The 18,107-nt window shown below is 68.8% G+C and carries 18 protein-coding genes; 13 read left to right on the forward strand and 5 right to left on the reverse strand.

Annotated elements, in window-relative coordinates; all coding sequences use genetic code 11:
• Positions 1-49: 49 nt before the first annotated feature.
• Entirely contained in the window at positions 50-922 is an 873-nt protein-coding gene (locus tag AC21LY_RS11310; RefSeq protein WP_489046563.1) for an NAD(P)-dependent oxidoreductase, read from the reverse strand.
• Between the two features lie 60 nt (positions 923-982).
• The gene (locus AC21LY_RS11315) at positions 983-2,266 is read right to left on the reverse strand and encodes an NAD-dependent epimerase/dehydratase family protein (protein ID WP_489046564.1); all 1,284 of its coding nucleotides are present in this window, start codon (positions 2,264-2,266) and stop codon (positions 983-985) included.
• Between AC21LY_RS11315 and AC21LY_RS11320 the strand changes: the two genes are divergently transcribed.
• A complete protein-coding gene (locus AC21LY_RS11320) occupies positions 2,246-3,709 on the forward strand; it encodes an aldehyde dehydrogenase (RefSeq protein WP_489046565.1) in 1,464 nt (487 codons plus the stop codon). The two genes, AC21LY_RS11315 and AC21LY_RS11320, sit on opposite strands and share 21 nt — an antisense overlap.
• 85 nt (positions 3,710-3,794) lie before the next feature.
• Here AC21LY_RS11320 and AC21LY_RS11325 read toward each other — a convergent pair whose 3' ends face one another.
• Both AC21LY_RS11325 and AC21LY_RS11330 read right to left on the reverse strand, forming a co-directional pair.
• On the reverse strand, positions 3,795-4,784 hold the full coding sequence (locus AC21LY_RS11325) for an aldo/keto reductase (protein WP_489046566.1): 990 nt from the start codon (positions 4,782-4,784) through the stop codon (positions 3,795-3,797).
• A gap of 12 nt (positions 4,785-4,796) precedes the next feature.
• On the reverse strand, positions 4,797-5,987 hold the full coding sequence (locus tag AC21LY_RS11330; RefSeq protein WP_489046567.1) for an acyl-CoA dehydrogenase family protein: 1,191 nt from the start codon (positions 5,985-5,987) through the stop codon (positions 4,797-4,799).
• A 78-nt stretch (positions 5,988-6,065) separates the two neighbouring features.
• Between AC21LY_RS11330 and AC21LY_RS11335 the strand changes: the two genes are divergently transcribed.
• From AC21LY_RS11335 to AC21LY_RS11390, 12 genes are all read left to right on the forward strand, one after another.
• A complete protein-coding gene (locus AC21LY_RS11335; RefSeq protein WP_489046568.1) occupies positions 6,066-6,809 on the forward strand; it encodes an SDR family NAD(P)-dependent oxidoreductase in 744 nt (247 codons plus the stop codon).
• Between the two features lie 3 nt (positions 6,810-6,812).
• Positions 6,813-8,033: an acetyl-CoA C-acetyltransferase gene (locus AC21LY_RS11340; protein WP_489046569.1), complete on the forward strand. Its 1,221-nt coding sequence runs from the start codon at positions 6,813-6,815 to the stop codon at positions 8,031-8,033.
• 5 nt (positions 8,034-8,038) lie between these two features.
• A complete protein-coding gene (locus AC21LY_RS11345) occupies positions 8,039-8,860 on the forward strand; it encodes an aspartate/glutamate racemase family protein (RefSeq protein ID WP_489046570.1) in 822 nt (273 codons plus the stop codon).
• 15 nt (positions 8,861-8,875) lie between these two features.
• Positions 8,876-9,232 (forward strand): carboxymuconolactone decarboxylase family protein, encoded by a 357-nt coding sequence (locus AC21LY_RS11350; RefSeq protein ID WP_489046571.1) that lies wholly within the window; start codon positions 8,876-8,878, stop codon positions 9,230-9,232.
• A 109-nt stretch (positions 9,233-9,341) separates the two neighbouring features.
• Positions 9,342-10,118, forward strand: coding sequence for an SDR family NAD(P)-dependent oxidoreductase (locus tag AC21LY_RS11355; protein ID WP_489046573.1), 777 nt, complete (start codon positions 9,342-9,344; stop codon positions 10,116-10,118).
• Between the two features lie 70 nt (positions 10,119-10,188).
• Positions 10,189-10,977: an SDR family oxidoreductase gene (locus AC21LY_RS11360; protein WP_489046574.1), complete on the forward strand. Its 789-nt coding sequence runs from the start codon at positions 10,189-10,191 to the stop codon at positions 10,975-10,977.
• Between the two features lie 4 nt (positions 10,978-10,981).
• Complete coding sequence (locus tag AC21LY_RS11365) at positions 10,982-12,592, forward strand: class I adenylate-forming enzyme family protein (protein WP_489046575.1); 1,611 nt, start codon at positions 10,982-10,984, stop codon at positions 12,590-12,592.
• A 1-nt stretch (position 12,593) separates the two neighbouring features.
• Positions 12,594-13,424, forward strand: coding sequence for an enoyl-CoA hydratase/isomerase family protein (locus tag AC21LY_RS11370; protein ID WP_489046576.1), 831 nt, complete (start codon positions 12,594-12,596; stop codon positions 13,422-13,424).
• Positions 13,425-13,511: 87 nt separating this feature from the next.
• Positions 13,512-14,078, forward strand: coding sequence for a GNAT family N-acetyltransferase (locus AC21LY_RS11375; protein WP_489046577.1), 567 nt, complete (start codon positions 13,512-13,514; stop codon positions 14,076-14,078).
• Positions 14,075-15,046 carry an alpha/beta fold hydrolase gene (locus AC21LY_RS11380; RefSeq protein ID WP_489046578.1) on the forward strand — a complete coding sequence of 324 codons (972 nt, stop codon included), beginning with the start codon at positions 14,075-14,077 and terminating at the stop codon, positions 15,044-15,046. Before AC21LY_RS11375 ends, AC21LY_RS11380 begins: the two co-directional genes overlap by 4 nt.
• A 1-nt stretch (position 15,047) precedes the next feature.
• A complete protein-coding gene (locus tag AC21LY_RS11385) occupies positions 15,048-15,368 on the forward strand; it encodes a hypothetical protein (RefSeq protein ID WP_489046579.1) in 321 nt (106 codons plus the stop codon).
• Positions 15,369-16,460, forward strand: a complete 1,092-nt coding sequence (locus AC21LY_RS11390) for an alpha/beta fold hydrolase (protein ID WP_489046581.1) — start codon at positions 15,369-15,371, stop codon at positions 16,458-16,460.
• A gap of 80 nt (positions 16,461-16,540) precedes the next feature.
• On the opposite strand, the gene AC21LY_RS11395 is transcribed toward AC21LY_RS11390, so the two are convergent.
• Positions 16,541-18,004, reverse strand: coding sequence for a 3-hydroxyacyl-CoA dehydrogenase (locus tag AC21LY_RS11395; protein ID WP_489046582.1), 1,464 nt, complete (start codon positions 18,002-18,004; stop codon positions 16,541-16,543).
• Between the last annotated feature and the right edge of the window lie 103 nt (positions 18,005-18,107).

Consider the following 18,107-nt stretch of genomic DNA (forward strand, 5'->3'; position numbering starts at 1 on the left):
TGCCCGCGGTGCCGGGCGTGAGGGGACGGGTTCAGGGCGTTCATCGCGCTCAGCGCTGGGGATACCACTCGGCCATAAGCTGGCTCTGATCCGCATCCGGGCCGAATCGGTCGATGGCCGCCCGGGTCAGCTCCTCGACGAGGTGCCCGATCGGGGTGGCGTGCTCGTAGGCGTCGGCCAGTTCGTTGGCCAGGTGGACGTCCTTGACCATCAGCTCGAGCGTGAAGCCCTGCTTCTTGTAGGTCTCGCCGCTGAGCAGCGTGGGGAACGTGTACTCGGTGGTGTAGTTGCGCCCGGTGGACGAGTTGAGGACCTCGACGATGGTGCCCTGATCCATGCCTGCCGCCTGGCCGAGCCGGATGCACTCCAGCGCCGCGAACCGGTTGCACGAGTTGAGTAGGTTGTTCACCAGCTTCATCGCGTGTCCCGCGCCGGACGGCCCCACCCGGAAGACGTTGGGGGTGATCGAGTTCAGGATGGGCAGCGCGGCCTCGAAGACGTCGGCGTCGCCGCCGACCATCAGCGTGGAGGTGCCGTCCGCAGCCCGGCGAACGCCGCCACCGATCGGGGAGTCGAGGAACTTCACGCCGCGCTCGGCGAGCCCCGCCACGATCTCCGCGTCGCTGGTCGGGGTGCCCGTGGTGATGTCGATGACCACGGTCCCGGGCTCGAAGGAGTCGGCGATCCCGTCATCACCGAACAACAGGCCCAGGACGTGCGCCGGCGCAGGCAGACACAGGAAGACGTACCGGCACTGTCGTGCGATCTCGTCCGACGGGGCGAAGGTCGCGCCCATCTCGACGAGGCCGTCCGTCGAGGCCCGGTTCCGATCGTTGACGTACAGGTCGTAGTCGCTCACCAGGCGGCTCGCGATCGCCGAGCCCATGGCGCCGGTGCCGATGAAGCCGATCTTCTCAGTCACTGTTGGTTTCTCCCGATGTGGTGGTGGAGCCGCTCGGCGCGATGCCGGCGAGCGGTGTCGTCAGCCGCGGCCGGCGGCCGAGCCGGCGAGGTGCCAGTCGATGAAGGCCTGCAGACCCTGGTCGATGGGGGTGCCGAGGGAGGCGCCGAAGCCCATCGCCAGCATGCGATCCCGGCACACCTGCTGGTACCGGACCAGTTCCGCGGTCCACTCGACCGACGGGTTCTCCGCACCGGTGAGTGCGATCAGACGCCCGAACAGGTCCGTCGTGGTGATCGGCTCGCCGACGATGTTGACGGCCTTCTCAGTCGCCGGCACCGTCAGCGCCTGGGCGATCGCGGCGGCGGCGTCGTCGACGTACACCAGGTCGTGCAGCGCGTCGGGCGCCCACCGGACCACCGCCTGCCGGCCGTCTCGCACAGCGTCGATCACGTCCATCATCATGCCGCCGAGGGAGTTGTCGCGATTGACGCCGGGACCGTAGATCGTGCCGAGGCGCAGCGAGAGGAATTCGGCGCCATCGCTGTTGGCGTGCGCTTCGAGGTAGGCCTCGACGGCGAGCTTGCTCGCCCCGTACATCCCGATGCCCCGTCCGTCGGCCGTCTCGTCCTCGCGGTGCCGGTACGGGCGGAACGTGGCGAAGGAGCCGTAGACACTGTGCGAGGAGCCGTAGACGATCCGGCGCACGCCGTGCCGCTTCGCGGCGTCCATCAGGTCGTAGGCGGCGACGACGTTGACGTCGAAGGCGGCCCGGGGATCGCCGGCGCCGGCCACGGCGCGGATGGCAGCGAGGTGGATGATGTGGCCGGTGCGGCTGACGAGGGACTCGACCGCTGCCCGGTCGCGGAGATCGATCTCGCAGAACTCGACGTCGGGGAGCGTGTCCAAGGCGGACGATCGTTCGGTCCGCACCGCGTCCGCGGCGAGAACCCGGTACTGACCGGTGGCGCTCAGCCGCTCAACCACGCGCGATCCGATGAATCCCGAACCGCCCGTGACGAGAACCGTTTCCTTCGTCGACACTGCCGTCTCCCTCTGCCTGATCGATCCGCGTCCGCGTACCGCGGCGCCGGTCCGGCGCGGCCCGGGACCGGCGCATGACGTACCCGAATGCGCGCCCCGGGTTCCTCCGCCGCCCGCGGTGGTGTGATGCCCGACACCGCAATCAAACCAAGCGGCTATCTGACTGTCAACTATCTTACTTATGAGCAGGTGTAAGATCGGATCGGGTCGCCACCGAACATGCGAGGGCGGGTGAGCTGTAGAAGCGGCAGTCCACCCGCCCGGCGCGTCCCCGTTCCCCTCATGGACCAAGGAGTACAGATGCTCGTAGAACACCGGCACGGAACCGTTTTCGTCGACGGGCGGTGGATTCCCGCGACTGGGGAGAGCATTCCGATCGTCTCCCCGCTGACCGAGGAGCTCCTGGCCGAGGTGGCATCGGCGTCCGCCGCGGATGTCGACGCCGCGGTCGCGGCCGCCCGCCGGGCGTTCGATTCGGGACCCTGGCCGACCATGCCGCTGGAGGATCGGATCGCCGTCGTCGAGCGGCTCCGCCAACTGCTCGAGCAGAACCAGGAGCGGATCGCCGGCCTCATCACGACCGAGATGGGGTGCCCGATCGCGCAGTCCCGCACGATCCAGGCTGCGAACCCGGTGCGGGTGATCGACGCGTACCTCGGGTTCATCCGCGAGTACCCGTTCCGCGAGGTCCGCAGGACGGCGACCGGGAGCGCGCTGGTCACCCGCGAGCCGGTCGGGGTCGTCGCGGCCGTCGTGCCGTGGAACGTTCCCATGGGGATCAGCATGCAGAAGATCGTCCCCGCGGTGCTCGCGGGGTGCACGTTCGTGCTCAAGCCCGCTCCGCAGACGACGCTGGACGGGTACCTCCTCGGTGAACTCATCGAGGAGGCGGGCTTCCCGCCGGGAGTGATCAACATCGTGCCGGCCGAGAGGGAGGCGGCCGAGCACCTCGTCACCCACCGCGGCGTCGACAAGGTCACCTTCACGGGCTCCACTGGCGCCGGCAGCCGGATCGCCTCGCTCTGCGGTGCAGACATCCGCCGCGTGACGCTCGAGCTGGGCGGGAAGTCCGCCGCGATCGTGCTCGAGGACGCCGACCTCGACCAGGCGGTCGAGTCGCTCCGGATGGGGTCTTTCCGGAACAACGGGCAGGTCTGCACGCTCAAGACCAGGCTGCTGGTGCCGGCTTCGATCGAGGCGGACTTCGTCGAGCGCTTGAACGCGATGATCGACACGATGCCGGTCGGTGACCCGAACGACGACGCCACCCAGATCGGCCCCCTGTTCAGCGAGCGCCATCGGGACACCGTCGAGCGTTACATCCGCATCGGTCGTGAGGAGGGCGGCGTCGTCGCCAAGGGCGGCGGCCGACCGACCGGCGTCGACCGCGGGTGGTACGTCGAGCCCACCGTCTTCAGCGGTGTCGATCCGAGGTCGACGATCGCCCGGGAGGAGATCTTCGGGCCGGTCGTCGCGGTGATGACCTACCGGGACGAGGACGAGGCCGTCGCCCTGGCGAACGACTCCGTGTACGGCCTGAACGGCGCGGTGTTCACCGCCGACCCGGCCCATGGTCTTGAGATCGCCGGCCGCATCCGGAGTGGTGTGGTCGAGCTGAACGGCAACGCGATCGGACTGCAGGCGCCGTTCGGCGGCTTCAAGCAGAGCGGCATCGGCCGGGAGAACGGCGCCGAAGGGCTCGACGCCTACACCGAGCTGCGGTCGATCGGTCTACCCCCGGACTTCGCGCAGTCGCTGACATAGCTCGGAATCCCGCTACGCCGGAACGACATCGGCCCCGGAACCTGATCGGAGGTTCCGGGGCCGATTCGTTGCTACGACGGTGCGGCTACCAGGCGTAGGCGGCCGGGGCCTCGCCGCCGGGGCCGGGCCAGATCTCGTCGAGCCGCGCGAGGACCTCGGGGGAGAGGGTCACGTCGAGCGTCTTCGCGCTGTCCGCCAGCTGCTCGCACGTGCGCGGGCCGCAGATGATCGTGCTCACGACGGGATTGGCGAGAAGCCAGGCCTGGGCGACGTGCGCGGGCGGCGCGCCGATCTCCTTGCAGAGCGCTTCATAGGCTTCGAGCTGGGGGCGGATCGCCTCGATCCGGGCCTGCATCTCGGGCCTACTGCGCCGGCCGGTTCCCGCGTTCTCCAGCACGCCGCCCAGCAGGCCGCGTCCGAGCGAGCTCCACGGGATGAGGCCGATCCCGTAGTAGCGCAGCGCCGGAATCACTTCGAGCTCGATGGTGCGCTCGGTGAGGTTGTACAGGCTCTGCTCGGACGCGAGCCCCAGGAAGCCGCGGGAGTTCGCGATGGTCTGGGCCGTCGCGATGTCCCAGCCCGCGAAGTTGCTGCTGCCGACGTAGCTGATCTTGCCCTCGCGGATCAGCTGCTCGAAGGCTTGCCAGGTCTCCTCCCACGGGACGTTCCGGTCCACGTGGTGCATCTGGTAGAGGTCGATGTGATCCGTCTGCAGGCGGCGCAGGCTCGCCTCGCAGGCGCGGCGGATGTGGTACGCCGACAGGCCGCGATCATTCGGGCCGGTCTCCATCGGCTGATACACCTTGGAGGTCAGCACGATCCGGTCGCGGCGCGCGGGATCCTGCGCGAGCCACCGTCCGATGATCTCCTCGGAGGTGCCGAAGCCCTTCTCCATGTCGGGCGTCTGCGGACCGCCGTAGACGTTGGCGGTGTCCACGAGGTTGATGCCGTTCTCGACCGCGTAGTCGAGGATCTCGAAGCTGGCCTCCTGGTCCGTGACGAAGCCGAAGTTCAGCGCCCCCAAGCCGATCCGGCTGACCTTGACGCCCGTCCTACCGAGCCTGTTGTACTGCATAGTCCGTCTCCCTTAGATCTTGTAGTCCTTGAGCAGCGACCGGCCGATGATCATTTTCTGGATGTCCGACGTACCCTCGCCGATCAGCATGAAGGCGGCCTCGCGGTAGAGCCGCTCGATCTCGTACTCCTTTGAGTAGCCGTACCCGCCGTGGATCCGGAACGAGTCCTGGACCACCTCGTTGCAGTACTCGCTGGCGATCATCTTCGCCATGCCGGCCTCGACGTCCATCCGCTCGCCGGCGTCCTTGAGGCGCGCGGCCCGGACCACCATCGCATGCGCGGTCTCGACCTTGGTCGCCATCTCCGCGATTCGGAACAGGATCGCCTGGTGCTGCGCGATGGGCTTGCCGAAGGTCTCGCGCTGCTGTGCGTACTGAACGCCGAGCTCGAAGGCGCGATTGGCGATGCCGACGGCACGTGCGCCCACGTTCACCCGGCCCACCTCGACCCCGTCCATCATCTGGTAGAAGCCCTGACCGGGGGTGCCGCCGAGGATCTGGTCCGCCGAGGTCCGGTGGTGGTCGAGGATCATCTCCGTGGTGTCGATGCCCTTGTAGCCCATCTTCTCGATCTTCCCGGGCACCGTGACGCCCTGGGCCGTCTCGCCGAAGCCCGCCTGCTTCTCGACCAGGAAGGTGGTCATGTTCTTGTACACCGAGTCGGAGCCCTCGTTGGTCTTGCACAGAACCGCGACCAGGGTGGAGGAGCCGCCGTTGGTCAGCCACATCTTCTGGCCAGTGATCTCGTAGCCGTCGGCCGTCTTCGTGGCCTTCGTGGTGATCGCCGCGACGTCCGAGCCGAGGCCGGGTTCGGACATGGAGAAGGCGCCGCGTACCTCCCCGGTGGCCATACGCGGCAGGTACTTCCGCTTCTGCTCCTCGGTGCCGTGCTGCTTGATCATGTGGGCCACGATGAAGTGGGTGTTGATCACGCCGGACACGCTCATCCAGCCGCGGGCGATCTCCTCGACCACCAGGGCGTAGGTGAGCAGCGATTCGCCGAGCCCGCCGTACTCCTCCGGGATCATCAGGCCGAAGATGCCGAGCTCCTTGAGTCCCTCGACGATGTCCGTCGGGTACTCGTCGGCGTGCTCCAGCTCTGTGGCGACCGGGATGATCTTCTTCTCGACGAACTGCCGGACGACGGTGAGGATCTCTTCCTGTTCCGCGGTCAGGCCCTCGGTGCGCACGAGACGTCTCATGATGAAGGTGGAACTCCTCTGCGATGAGTCTGTGATGGTGGCTTGACTACTAGGCCAGCTGTCAGACATATTACATACATGTCTAATCCAGTGGTAGTCGTCACAGGGGCCGGCCGCGGCATCGGCGAGTCCGTCGCGCGTTCGCTCGCCAAGGAAGGTGCCCGCGTCGTGCTCTCGGGGCGCACCGTCTCCGCGCTCGAGGGCGTCCGGGACGCCATCGAGGCCGAGGGCGGCACCGCCCTCGTCCGCCCGACGGACGTCATGGACCCGCAGTCGATCGCAGGGCTCTTCGACGATGCCGTCGCGGAATTCGGCCGTCTTGACGTGTTGGTGAACAACGCCGGGATCGCCACCCAGACCAACATGATCGACCTCGACGAGGCCGAATGGGACCGGATCTTCAACACGAACGTCCGTGGCCTGTTCCTGTGCAGCCGGGAGGCGGGGCGTCGCTTCCAGCAGGCCGGAAAGGGCCGGGCCATCAACATCGCATCGGTCTTCGGCCTCGTCGGCCGGCCGGGCTTCTCGGCCTACTGCGCTTCGAAGGGCGCCGTCATCAACTTCACCCGGTCCGTGGCCGCCGAGTGGGCGCGCTTCGGCGCGCAGATGAACGCGGTGGCCCCCGGCTACATCGCCACCGATATCAACGCCGAGATGCGCGCGGACGAGAAGGCGTACAAGAAGGTGCTGCGGGGCATTCCCGCGTACCGCATGGGTACTCCGGAGGAGCTCGCGAACGTGGTCACGTATCTCGCTCTGAACGCACCGGACTTCCTCACCGGGCAGACCATCGCGGTCGACGGCGGAGAGTCGAGCGTCTAGACCATGACCACCACAGTGGAAGCCGTCATCTGTGAGCCGGTCCGAACCCCGGTCGGCCGCTACGGCGGGGTCTTCAAGGACGTCCCCGTCACCACCCTGGCGTCGACGGTGCTCTCGGGTCTCGTCGAACGGACGGGGATCACCGGGGCCGATATCGACGACGTCATCTTCGGTCAGGGCTACGCGAACGGCGAGGCTGCGGCCATCGGGCGCATCGCGGCGCTGGACGCCGGCCTCGACGTGACGGTGCCGGGGCTGCAGATCGACCGGCGTTGCGGCTCCGGCCTGCAGGCCGTCCTGTACGCGTGCATGCAGGTCGCCACCGGCGGCTCGGACCTGGTCCTCGCGGGTGGCGCCGAGAGCATGAGCCAGGCCGAGTACTACATCCCCAACGGGAGGTGGAACAACGGCGGCCAGCCGAAGCTGCTGGACCGGCTCGCGGCGCCTCGCCGGAACTCGGGCGGATGGCGGTATCCCGTGGAGGGCGGGATGATCGAGACCGCGGAGAACGTCGGTCGCGCGTACGGCATCTCGCGGGAGGAGCAGGACGCGTGGGCCGTGCGCTCCCAGCAGCGGGCGGGAGCCGCGATGGCGGCGGGCCTGTTCGACGCCGAGACCGTTCCGGTCGCGGTCCCGCAGCGCAAGGGCGATCCGCTCGTCGTGACCCGGGACGAGCACCCCCGGCCCGATACGACCGTCGAATCCCTGGCGCGGCTGAAGCCGATCATGGCCGCGACGCGCTCGGACGCCACCGTCACCGCCGGCAACTCGAGCGGGCAGAACGACGCCGCCGCCGTCGCGATCGTGACCACGCCCGCCAAGGCCGAGAAGCTGGGCCTGCGGCCCTACGCGCGGCTCGTCAGCTGGTCCCTCGCGGGCGTGGAGCCCAAGCTGATGGGCATCGGCCCGGTGCCGGCCGCCGAACGGGCCCTCGCGCGTGCCTCGCTGACCTGGTCGGACATCGACCTGATCGAGCTGAACGAGGCCTTCGCCGCGCAGGTTCTCGGCTGCTTCAAGGGCTGGGGTCTGTCCGACGGGGATCTCGAGCGGGTCAACGTCAACGGCTCCGGTATCTCCCTCGGCCACCCGATCGGCGCCACCGGGGGACGCATCATGGCGAACCTCCTCCGCGAGATGGAGCGTCGCGGATCGCGTTACGGCCTGGAGACCATGTGCATCGGCGGGGGACAAGGGCTCGCCGCGATCTTCGAACGAGTGGAATGAGAGAGATGAAGATCCTCTATCTGAGCATGTCCCGCGAGGAGTACTCGCCGAACTACTTCCCGTACTTGCGGTCCTACATCGAACAGGTCACATCGCCGGGGACGGAGGTGGAGCTGCGCGGCACCCGGGTGGGTCGCATCGACAGCTTCCGCTTCTTCGAGGTCCTCGACTGGGTCTCGATCATGGACTCCGCGATCAGCGCGCAGCAGGACGGCTTCGACGCGGTGGCGATCGGCAACATCCTCGATCCCGCTCTGCGCGAGGCCCGTTCGATGGTCGACATCCCCGTGCTGGGCCTGGGGGAGACCTCGATGCTCACCTCGTGCATGATGGGCAGCCAGTTCTCGCTCGTGGGTGTGAACCCCTACTTCGGAGGTCGATTCGAGGAGAACGTGGCCAAGTACGGCCTGCGCGAGCGCCTCGCCAGTATCGAGTGCATGGGGCTGACCCCGCACGAGCTCGATGCGGCCTTCTCGGATCCTGCGAAGCGACAGGCCGCCGTCGACTCCTTCGTCGCCGCGGCGCGCGCCTCACTCGACAAGGGCGCCGAGGTCGTGATCCCCGCGGGCGGGCGGCTCACCGCCTTCCTCAACAAGCTCGACATCCGCGAGGTCGACGGTGCCCCGCTCCTCGACGGGACGGTCTCCCTCGTCGCAGCGGTCGAGGCCGCGGTGCGTGTGCGCCGGCAGTCCGGCTCGTTCGTGAGCCGGCGCCGGCTGTACGCGCGTGCGCCCGAGGCCGCGATCCGGCAGGCCGGCGCCGAGTACGCCGAGGGCTACCGGATCCCCGCGCTGGGCCGCCTCGCCGATGAAACCACCACCGACTGAGAAGGAATGACGATGATGGCGAAGATCGATGCGACGAACGTCGACTACCCGCTGAGCAAGCACGAGAGTTTCCGCTCGAACGTCGACCACCTGCGCGACGTCTCCCCGGCGCTGGCTGACGCCTTTCGCGCCGTCCGCGTCGCCCAGGATGCGCACGGGCCCCTGGACGACAAGCAGCGCGAGCTGATCCTGCTCGCCGGCTTCGCCGTGACCCGGAACGAGAGCGGTTTCCGCGTGCACACCAACAGGGCCCGCGACGCCGGTGCCACGGTCACGGAGATCGAGCAGGTGGTGATCCTGATGCTGGGTACGAGCCTTGGCCTCGTGCCCGTCGTCGAAGCCATCAGCTGGGCGCACGACGAGCTGCTCTGATCAACAGTCAGACAATTGATTTTCTTGATAGCTTTCTTGCACATGCTGGGTACGGGCCGCAGATCGTCGCGTCCGGGCCCCGCCTTCAACCCCGAGGAGACCACAACCCATGGCAGGTAGCACCGAAATCCGAACGGCCCTGGTGGTCGGCGCCGGATCCGGCATCGGCCGCGCCACCGCGCTCGAGCTCGCGACGTCCGGCGTTCGCGTGGTCGTGGCGGACCTCAACGCCGAGGCCGCGGCTGCCGTCGCCGGCGAGCACGAGAACATCGCCGCACTGGGCGAATCCTTCGACGCCACCCGGCCCGAGGACTGCGACCGGCTGGTCGCCGCCGCCGTCGCGGAGGCCGGGCACCTCGACTCGGTGATCTCCACCGTGGGCTGGACCGCGATCACCAGGTTCCTGGACGAGACTCCGGAGTACTGGCAGCGGATCATCGACGTGAACCTGATGTCGGCGATCTACCTCTCGGCCGCGGCGGCGCGGGCGATGCGCGAGCGCGGCGGCACCCTCGTACTGACCTCGTCGGAGGCCGGCACCGTCGGCACGTCCGGCGAGGCGGTGTACTCCGCGGCCAAGGCCGGCGTCATCGGACTGGTCAAGTCCCTGGCCCGCGAGTGGGCGCGGTACGGCATCCGCGTCAACGCCGTTGCGCCGGGGATCACCTCGACGCCGTTGCTAGTGGAGCAGGGGATCACCGGCGGTGACGAGGCCGCCGGGGAGAGCGGCGCGGTCCTGAAGAGCATCCTCCGCGGGGTGCCCCTGCGGCGACTCGGCGAGCCCGCCGAGATCGCGACGGCGATCGCCTTCCTCGCCGGCGACGGCGCCAGCTACATCACCGGTCAGACGCTCTGCGTGGGCGGCGGACTGACCATGGGCTCCTAGCCCACCCGAAATCCGGCCGACCCGAACCACAGCGCACGGCGCTCGGCATCGAAGACATCGAGAGGCATCCATGGACATGCAAGGAAAGACGGTCCTCATCACCGGCGGGTCGCGCGGAATGGGGCGGGAACTGGCCCTGAAGCTGGGGGCCCGCGGTGCGAACGTCGTCGTCAACTACCGCCGTGACGAGGAGTCTGCGAAGGACGCCGTGGCACGGATCGAGGCGGCCGGGGGCACGGCGCTCGCCGTGCAAGCGGACGTCGCCAACACCGACGAGGTCGAGGCCATGGTGGCCGCGGCCGTCGAGCGGTTCGGCCGGCTCGACGTCGTGGTCGCGAACGCCGCCGCCAGCGCCTTCAAGCCGCTCATGGACATCCGGGCGCATCACATCGAGAAGACGATGGGTATCACCATCCAGGGCTTCCTCGACCTGGTGCGGTTCTCCCTGCCGCACATGCAGGGCGGTGGTCGGGTGCTCGCCGTCAGTGGGTGGGACAGCTTCCGCGCCCTGCCGCTGCACGGCCTGCTCGGTGCGTCGAAGGCCGCGATGGAGTCGCTGGTCCGCAACCTCGCGGTGGAGCTCGCCGGTGACGGCGTGACGGCGGTCGGCATCTGCCCCGGCGCGATCGACACCGATTCCTTCCGGCTGTACGCCGCGTCCGGCACCGGCTCGTGGGAGGAGTACGAGAACCGGTGGCTCGCTCTGACCCCGTCGGGCGCGTACCCCACCCCCGCCGAGGTCGCCGACGTCATGGCCTTCCTCTGCTCGCCGGCCAGCAGGTCGATCAACGGGCAGACGATCGTGGTCGACGGTGGCCTGTCGGTGGCGACCATGCCCATCGGATACGGGCAGGAATAGCGACATGAGTGCGGATTCCTCGGCGGTCGCGCAGACCGTCGTGCAGCTGATGAGCCAGGTGCAGCGCCGGCTCGGTCACGAGGTCGCGGTCGAGGACGTCGACGGTACTCGGAGTCTGACGATCGATCAGCTGATCGACGCGTCGAACCGGCTCGCCAATGCCTTCCTCGGGCTCGGCCTCAAGCCGGGCGGCCGCGTTGCCTGGGTGTCGCAGAATCACGTCGAGTACGTGATTCTGGAGTTCGCCCTCCTCAAGGCGGGGCTGGTGAAGGTCCCGCTGAACAACCGGTTCGCCCCGAATGAGCTCCGACGATGTGTCGATCTCGCGGAGGTCGCTCTCGTGGTCGCCGATCCATCGTCCGCCGAGGTTCTCGACGGCGTGCTCGAGGGGTCCGAGGTGCACCGCGTCGTCATCGGCGCCCGGGACGGCTGGACTCCGTTCGATCTGCTGGTCGCGGGCGGCGCACCGACCCCGGTGCAGGTGGCGACCGGGCCGGACGACTACTACCACATCCGGTTCAGCTCGGGATCGACCGGAAAACCGAAGGGCATCCCGATCACCCACCGCGGCGCGCGCGCCGCGATCCTGGGCAATACCTGGGTGATGAGCACCAGTGCACCGACCGCAACGCCGCGGACATTGCAGGTCGCGCCACTGGTCTATGCCGGCGGCTGGAGCGTGCTTCCGACGCTGCTGTGCGGTGGCACCAACGTGATCATGTCCAAGTTCGATCCCGAGCGGATGCTCGACGTCATCGTCAGCCGCGGGATCACGTGGATGTTCGCCGTCCCGACCATGTTGCGTCGGCTGGCCGAGGTCGACGGCTTGGACCGGCTGCGGACCTCGTCGCTCGGCTGTCTCATGCTGGCCGGTGAGCCGGCGGCCCTGCCGGCGCTCGAGGTGCTGACGCAGTACACCGATGCGATGATCAACTGCTGGGGCCAGACCGAGGCGCCTGCGTCGACGACGCTGCTGACTCGCGCCGAGATGCGCGACAGCGCGTTGTGGTCGTCGATCGGCCGCCCCGTGCCGGGCGTCGAGTTCGGTATCTACAGCGACGGTGCCGTCCTGGACCGGCCGGAGCCGGGCGTCGACGGTGAACTCGCGATCCGTACGCCCAGTGTCGCGCCGACCCTGCTGGGCGGCGAAGCGGAGCACGCGGACCGCACACTGCCCGACGGCTGGTGGCGAACCTCCGACCTCGGTCGATTCGACGAGCAGGGACGCATCTTCATCGTGGGCCGCGCGAGCGAGACGATCATCACCGGCGGAACGAATATTCAGCCCGTGGAGATCGAGCGCGCCCTCGAACAGCACCCGATGGTGCGCGAGGCGGTCGTCGTCGGCGTACCCGACGCGAAGTGGGGCGAGACGCCGGCGGCCTACGTGCATGTCGACGCGATCTGGGCGGACCTCGCCAAAGATCTCGACGGCGTTCTCCGCGAGAACCTCGCAGGGTTCAAGCGACCCGGCCACATCTACGTTTCGACCGATCCGATTCCCCGCGCCTCCAAGGCGTCGAAGATCGCCCGGGGCGATATCAAACGCCTGGTGCGGTCCTGGGTCGCGGACGCGACCGTCGTACCCCGTACCGTGACGAAGCTGGAGAAGTGAAGTGACTGAGCCGACTAACGAGACCGCTGACATCGTCGTCGACATCACCGACGGTGTCGGCACCGTCCGGCTCAACCGCCCGGACCGCGGCAACTCCGTCACCCCCGATGTCGTCACCCGGATGGGCGACGCGATCGCGGGGCTCGCCGAGAGCGCCGAGGTCGGCGCCGTGGTGCTCACCGGGACCGGCAAGGTCTTCTGTGCGGGCGCCGACGTGCAGGACATGTACGCCGTGCGGTCCGCGGACGGCGCCGACGGCCTCATGGACTACTTGGGCGAGACGTGGATGCCGGCTGTACAGCGCACCGTCCGGCTGCTCTGGAACGCCCCGGTGCCGGTGGTCGCGGCGTACAACGGCTCCGCGACCGCGGGCGGGCTCGACTTCGGGCTCTCGTGCGATGTGCGGCTCGCGGCATCCTCCGCCAGGTTCGCGGAGAGCTACGTGAACCTGGGCATGATCCCCGTTGCCGGCGGGGCCTACCTGCTGCCCAAGCTGGTCGGTCTGGCGAAGGGCTCGCACATGATCGCCACCGGCGCGTTCATCGATGCGGAAGAGGCTCTGGCCGCGGGCATGGTGAGCGAGGTCCTCCCCACCGAGGAGCTGGCGGCGCGGGCCGCCGAGGTGGCCCGGGGCATGACCCATGGCCCCAAGGCGACGTACGCGCACGCGAAGCGGATCGCGCGGGCAGCGGCCACCGCCGAGCTCGACGCGGCACTCGATGCGAGCCTCGCGGCGAACATCGACGTGTTGGGCAGGCCGGAGGTGCGCCGCCGGGTCCTCGACGTGATGGAGCGCTACAGCCTCGCCCGGAACGCCGACGACCGCCGCTGATCGAGGCCGCGCGTCGCGAAATGTATGACCTAGGTGTAATTGTCAGAACTGGCTCATTAAGAGATATTGTTCTACTAGAATTCGGCTATGACAGATACCCAGAATGTGCCCGGTGACGGCTGGGCGATCCGATCGCTGGCGGATGCGGATCCCTCCGCGTTCGTGCGCTTCGTCGCCCAGGTCCCCGACGGTGAGCGGCGGTTCCTCAAGGAGGATCTCGAGGATCCGGTGAGTGCGCTCGCCGGCTTCCGCAAGGACGTCACTGCGCGGCGGATCGTCCTCGTCGACCCGGGCGGTGAGATCGCGGCCCTCGCGGGGGTCTATCCCGGGTCCGGTTGGTCCGCGCACGTCGCGGAGATCAGGCTGGTGGTGGGGGAGGACTTCCGCGGCCGCGGTTTCGGTCGCGTCCTCGCGAGGGCCGCGCTCCTCGAGGCGGTCCGGGCCGAGTGCTCGCACGTCTTCGTCGAGCTGATCGCCGAGCAGGAGGCCCTCGTCACGATGTTCCAGGACCTCGGCTTCGAGCCCGAGGCCCTCCTGGCGGACTTCGTCCGCGACGGCGACGGTGACTACCGCGACCTGATGGTGCTCACCCATCGGGTCGACGCGAATCAGGCGCGCTCAGCGCTCCTGGGGCTGACCGAGGTGATGGCATGAGGACGGAGGCGGCACGGGTGGACGAGAGGTTCGTAGAGATCTCGGGCCGGACGGTCAGGGTCCGAATCAGCGGCGTCGGCGAGCCCTTGCTGCTGATCAACGGCCTCGGGGCGAACGTCTCGATGTGGGACGCGGCGGTGCCGGACTTCGAAGGCTTCCAGGTGATCTCCTTCGACGCCCCCGGCGCGGGGAAGTCGGAGGCGCCCTTCTTCCCGTACACGCTCGCCCACGTCGCCGACGTCGCGGAACAGGTCCTGCTGTCCTGCGGGCACGAGTCGGCGGACGTCCTGGGGTACTCGCTCGGCGGCGCTGTAGCCCAGCAGCTGGCGCACCAGTCGCCGAAGCGGGTACGCCGTCTCGTGATCGTCAGTTCCACGTGCGGCAGCGGCGCGGTTCCCGGGAGCCTTCTCGCGCTCATGGCGGTGATGACGCCTGCGCGCCATCACTCCAAGGCCGCCTATCGGGCGACGATGAAGATGGTGAATCTCGCCCCCGCGGAGCGGGACAGCGAGGCACTCGCGAAGCGGATGGTCAACTGGCATCACGGCGCGGCTCCCACCATGCGCGGGTACACGCTGCAGATGATGGCCATGTCGCGGTTCAACAGCCTGCCCTGGCTCTCCTCGGTGCAGCATCCCACCCTGGTGGTCACCGGAAACGACGACCGGATCATCCCCGCGGCGAACGCGGGGATCATCGCCGGCTACCTGCCCAACGCCAGACTGCTCACCTTCGATCGGTGGGGGCACTACCTGCTCCAGGACCCGTCCTCGGGAGCCGCGTTCGCGATCGCGGAGTTCCTCCGCGCGGATGCGCCCGAGGACTCGGAGTCGTGGCAGAAGGCGCGGACCGTGGACCGAGCGACGATGGACGGCATGGTCCGGTCGGCGCCGCGGAGCGCTCACTACACGGCGCTCACCAGCGCGGTGGTGCGCAAGCGTTACCCGCTGAAGTCCGGACGGAGCTGATATGGCCAAGGATTCGCCGTTGTGGCGGAAGGCATTCGACGGGGTGGAGCGCCGCATCGGAGGGCCTCTCGAGAACGCGACCAGTTCGGCGGACTTCCAGGTGCTGTCCCTCAAGGTGGGGCGCGTGAAGAAGGCCGTCGTGGCGCCGGTCGAGGCGGTGGTCGGCTTCGGGCTGCATCTGGTGGGCATTCCGTCCAATGCCGAGGTGCGCGACCTGCGCAAGGAACTGGCGCAGGTGCAGCGCGACATGCTGGCCATGCGCCGCGAACAGGCCGAGACGGACGCGGAGATCACTCCCGGCCCCGAGCCGACGGAGCGGTAGATGAGCCCCATCGATCCCGTCTTCGACGTGGCGCGCGGCCTGATCCGCGAGGTGGAGCGCACGCAGTTGCGCGCCCGCAGAGGCATCGATCTCATCGCGCGGCGGCCGCCGCCGCAGGTGGGCGCCGCACCGAAGGACGAGGTGTGGTCGTTGGGCAAGGCGAAGCTGTGGCGGTACCGGAACGACGACGTGCGGCAGGGCCCGCCCCTGCTGCTCTTCCTGGGACTGGTGGGCGATTCCGCGATCTTCGACCTCTTCCCGGGGAACTCCTGGGCGGAGAAGCTGGTCGCCGAGGGCTTCGACGTCTTCCTGTTCGACTGGGGCCGGCCCGAGGCCGCTGAGGGCGACCACGATCTCGGCACGTACCTCGACGGGTACTTCGTCCCCGCGATCGCCGCCATCCGCCGGCTCACGGGCGCGGACTCGATCTCGACCGGCGCGTACTGCATGGGTTCGATGATGCTCACGCTGCTCCTGGGGAGCAGGAGCGACGTGCCCGTGCGGAACGCGGTCCTGTTCGCGCCGCCCTTCGACTACCAGCACGCGCCGCCGTTCATCAGTGCCTTCCAGGACGGACGCATCGGGCCCGACCAGGTGGTCGACGAGACGACGGGACTGGTTCCCGAAGGCGCTATCCGGGGCATGTTCCGGATGTTGCAGCCGACCTCGGACCTCGTCCAGTACGTCACGCTGTGGGAGAACCTGTGGAAGGACGATTACGCCGACGCGCACCGCGCGATCAACCACTGGGCGTGGGACCACAGGGCGATGGCCTCCCCGTCGTTCATCGAGTTCGTCGACAACTACGTCAAGGAGAATCGGCTCGTCGCCGGCACCGCCACACTCGCGGGCCGGGCGGTGCGCGCCGAGACGATCACGGCGCCGCTCCTGCTCGTCATCGCCGAGAACGACGAGTTCGTTCCGCCGGAGAACTCGGCGCCTCTGGCGGAGGCGGTGGGATCGAAGGACCTGGAGATTCTCCGGATTCCCGGGGGACACGCGGGCGCCATGATGGGCTCCGCGGCCCGGAAGGTGACGATGCCCGGCGTCGTGGATTGGCTCAAGCGGCATTCGGACCCGCTGCCGTCGTAACCGGCGGTGGCTGCGACCCGGTGAGGGGTCGTGAGTGCGCAGGGGGCGCTTCCTACCGGAAGCGTCCCCTGCGTCGTTCCCTACTGCGATCGGGCGTCGACGGCTTCGACGAGCGCCCGGCTGGCCCGGTACCGGGTGTCGTGGTAGCCGGCCCACAGTGCATCGAGCAGTTCCCGGACCGCACCCGCGCCCCAGTCGGCCGTCCAGGCGAACGGGCCCGCCGGATAGTTGGTACCGAGTCGCATGGCGACGTCGATGTCGTCGGCCGTCGCGATTCCGTGCAGGGTCGTCTCCCACGCCTCGTTGGCGATCACGGCGAGCGTGCGAGCCACGATCAACCCGGGTGCGTCATCGACCGCGTAGGCGGCGATCCCGGCGCGCCCCAGGACGGCCGCGACGGGGGGCAGGGCGTCGGAATGCGACGCAGCCACCGCGAGTCCCTGCACGGTGTCAGGGGAGATGCACCGGTCCACCACGACGACCGGGGCGCCGCCGCGCGCCCGGGACTCGGCTCGTGCGGTGCGGCCGCGGGTGACCAGCACTGTGACGCCGTCGAGGGTCAGGCCCTCGCCGTCGGACGGCGCCACCTCGAGTCCGGTGCGCTCCATCAGGATCTCGAACTGGTCGCACTTCCCCAGACGGATCGTCCCGGGAAGAGCGCCCGGGGCGACGACGGCGGGCTCGGGCGCGGCGACCCCGTCGGCGTAGGAGTAGAACCCGTGACCGGACTTGCGCCCGAGCCGCCCGGCGTCGACGAGCTCGTCCTGGATCCGGGACGGCTCGAACCGTGGATCGAAATGGAACGAGGTCCACACCGACCGGGTGACCGCGGCGTTGACGTCGTTGCCGATGAGGTCCATGAGCTCGAACGGACCCATGCGGAAACCGCTGCCGCGCAGGGCCGCGTCGATCGTGGCCGGGTCACCGACCTGCTCCTGGAGCAGGCGCAGCGTCTCGCCGTAGAAGCCCCGCGCCACTCGGTTGACGATGAAACCGGGCGCGTTCTTCGCGCGCGCCGGCGCCTTCCCCCAGTCGACCGCGAGGTCGTGGATGAGATCCGCGACCTCGGGCTCCGTCTGGATTCCGCTGATCACCTCCACGAGCTTCATCACGGGTACAGGGTTGAAGAAGTGCATTCCCACCACGCGGTGCGGCAGGGGGCTGCGGGCGGCGATCGCCGTCACCGACAGGGAGGAGGTGTTGGTCGCGAGGACGCACGAGCTTCCGAAATGCTCCGCCGCGGCCGCGAAGACGGCCGCCTTGACGTCCAGGGACTCGAGCACGGCCTCGATCACGACGGTGCCGGGGTGCACGGGGGCCTGATCGACGGAGGTGAAGGTGTGCAGGCGGTCGTCCAGTGCCTCGGCGATCTCCGGGGAGCGCCGGGCGAGCCGGTTCGCGACATCCGCCCTTGCTGCGGCGAGCTGGGCCTCCTGCGGGTCGACGAGGCTCACGGTGTGTCCCGCTGCGAGTGCCACCTGGGTGATGCCGCGGCCCATGGTCCCGGCGCCGATGACGCAGATCGGTGTCGCAGCTGTGGTCATCGTGGCTCCTCGTCCTCGGGCGCGGAGGGGCTGTTCCGCCGCCGCTGATCCCTTGCATCTATCTGTAAGATAATATAACTTGTTGTCAACAAAGTACCAACTA

This window comes from Tsukamurella sp. II2bb, assembly GCF_057815145.1.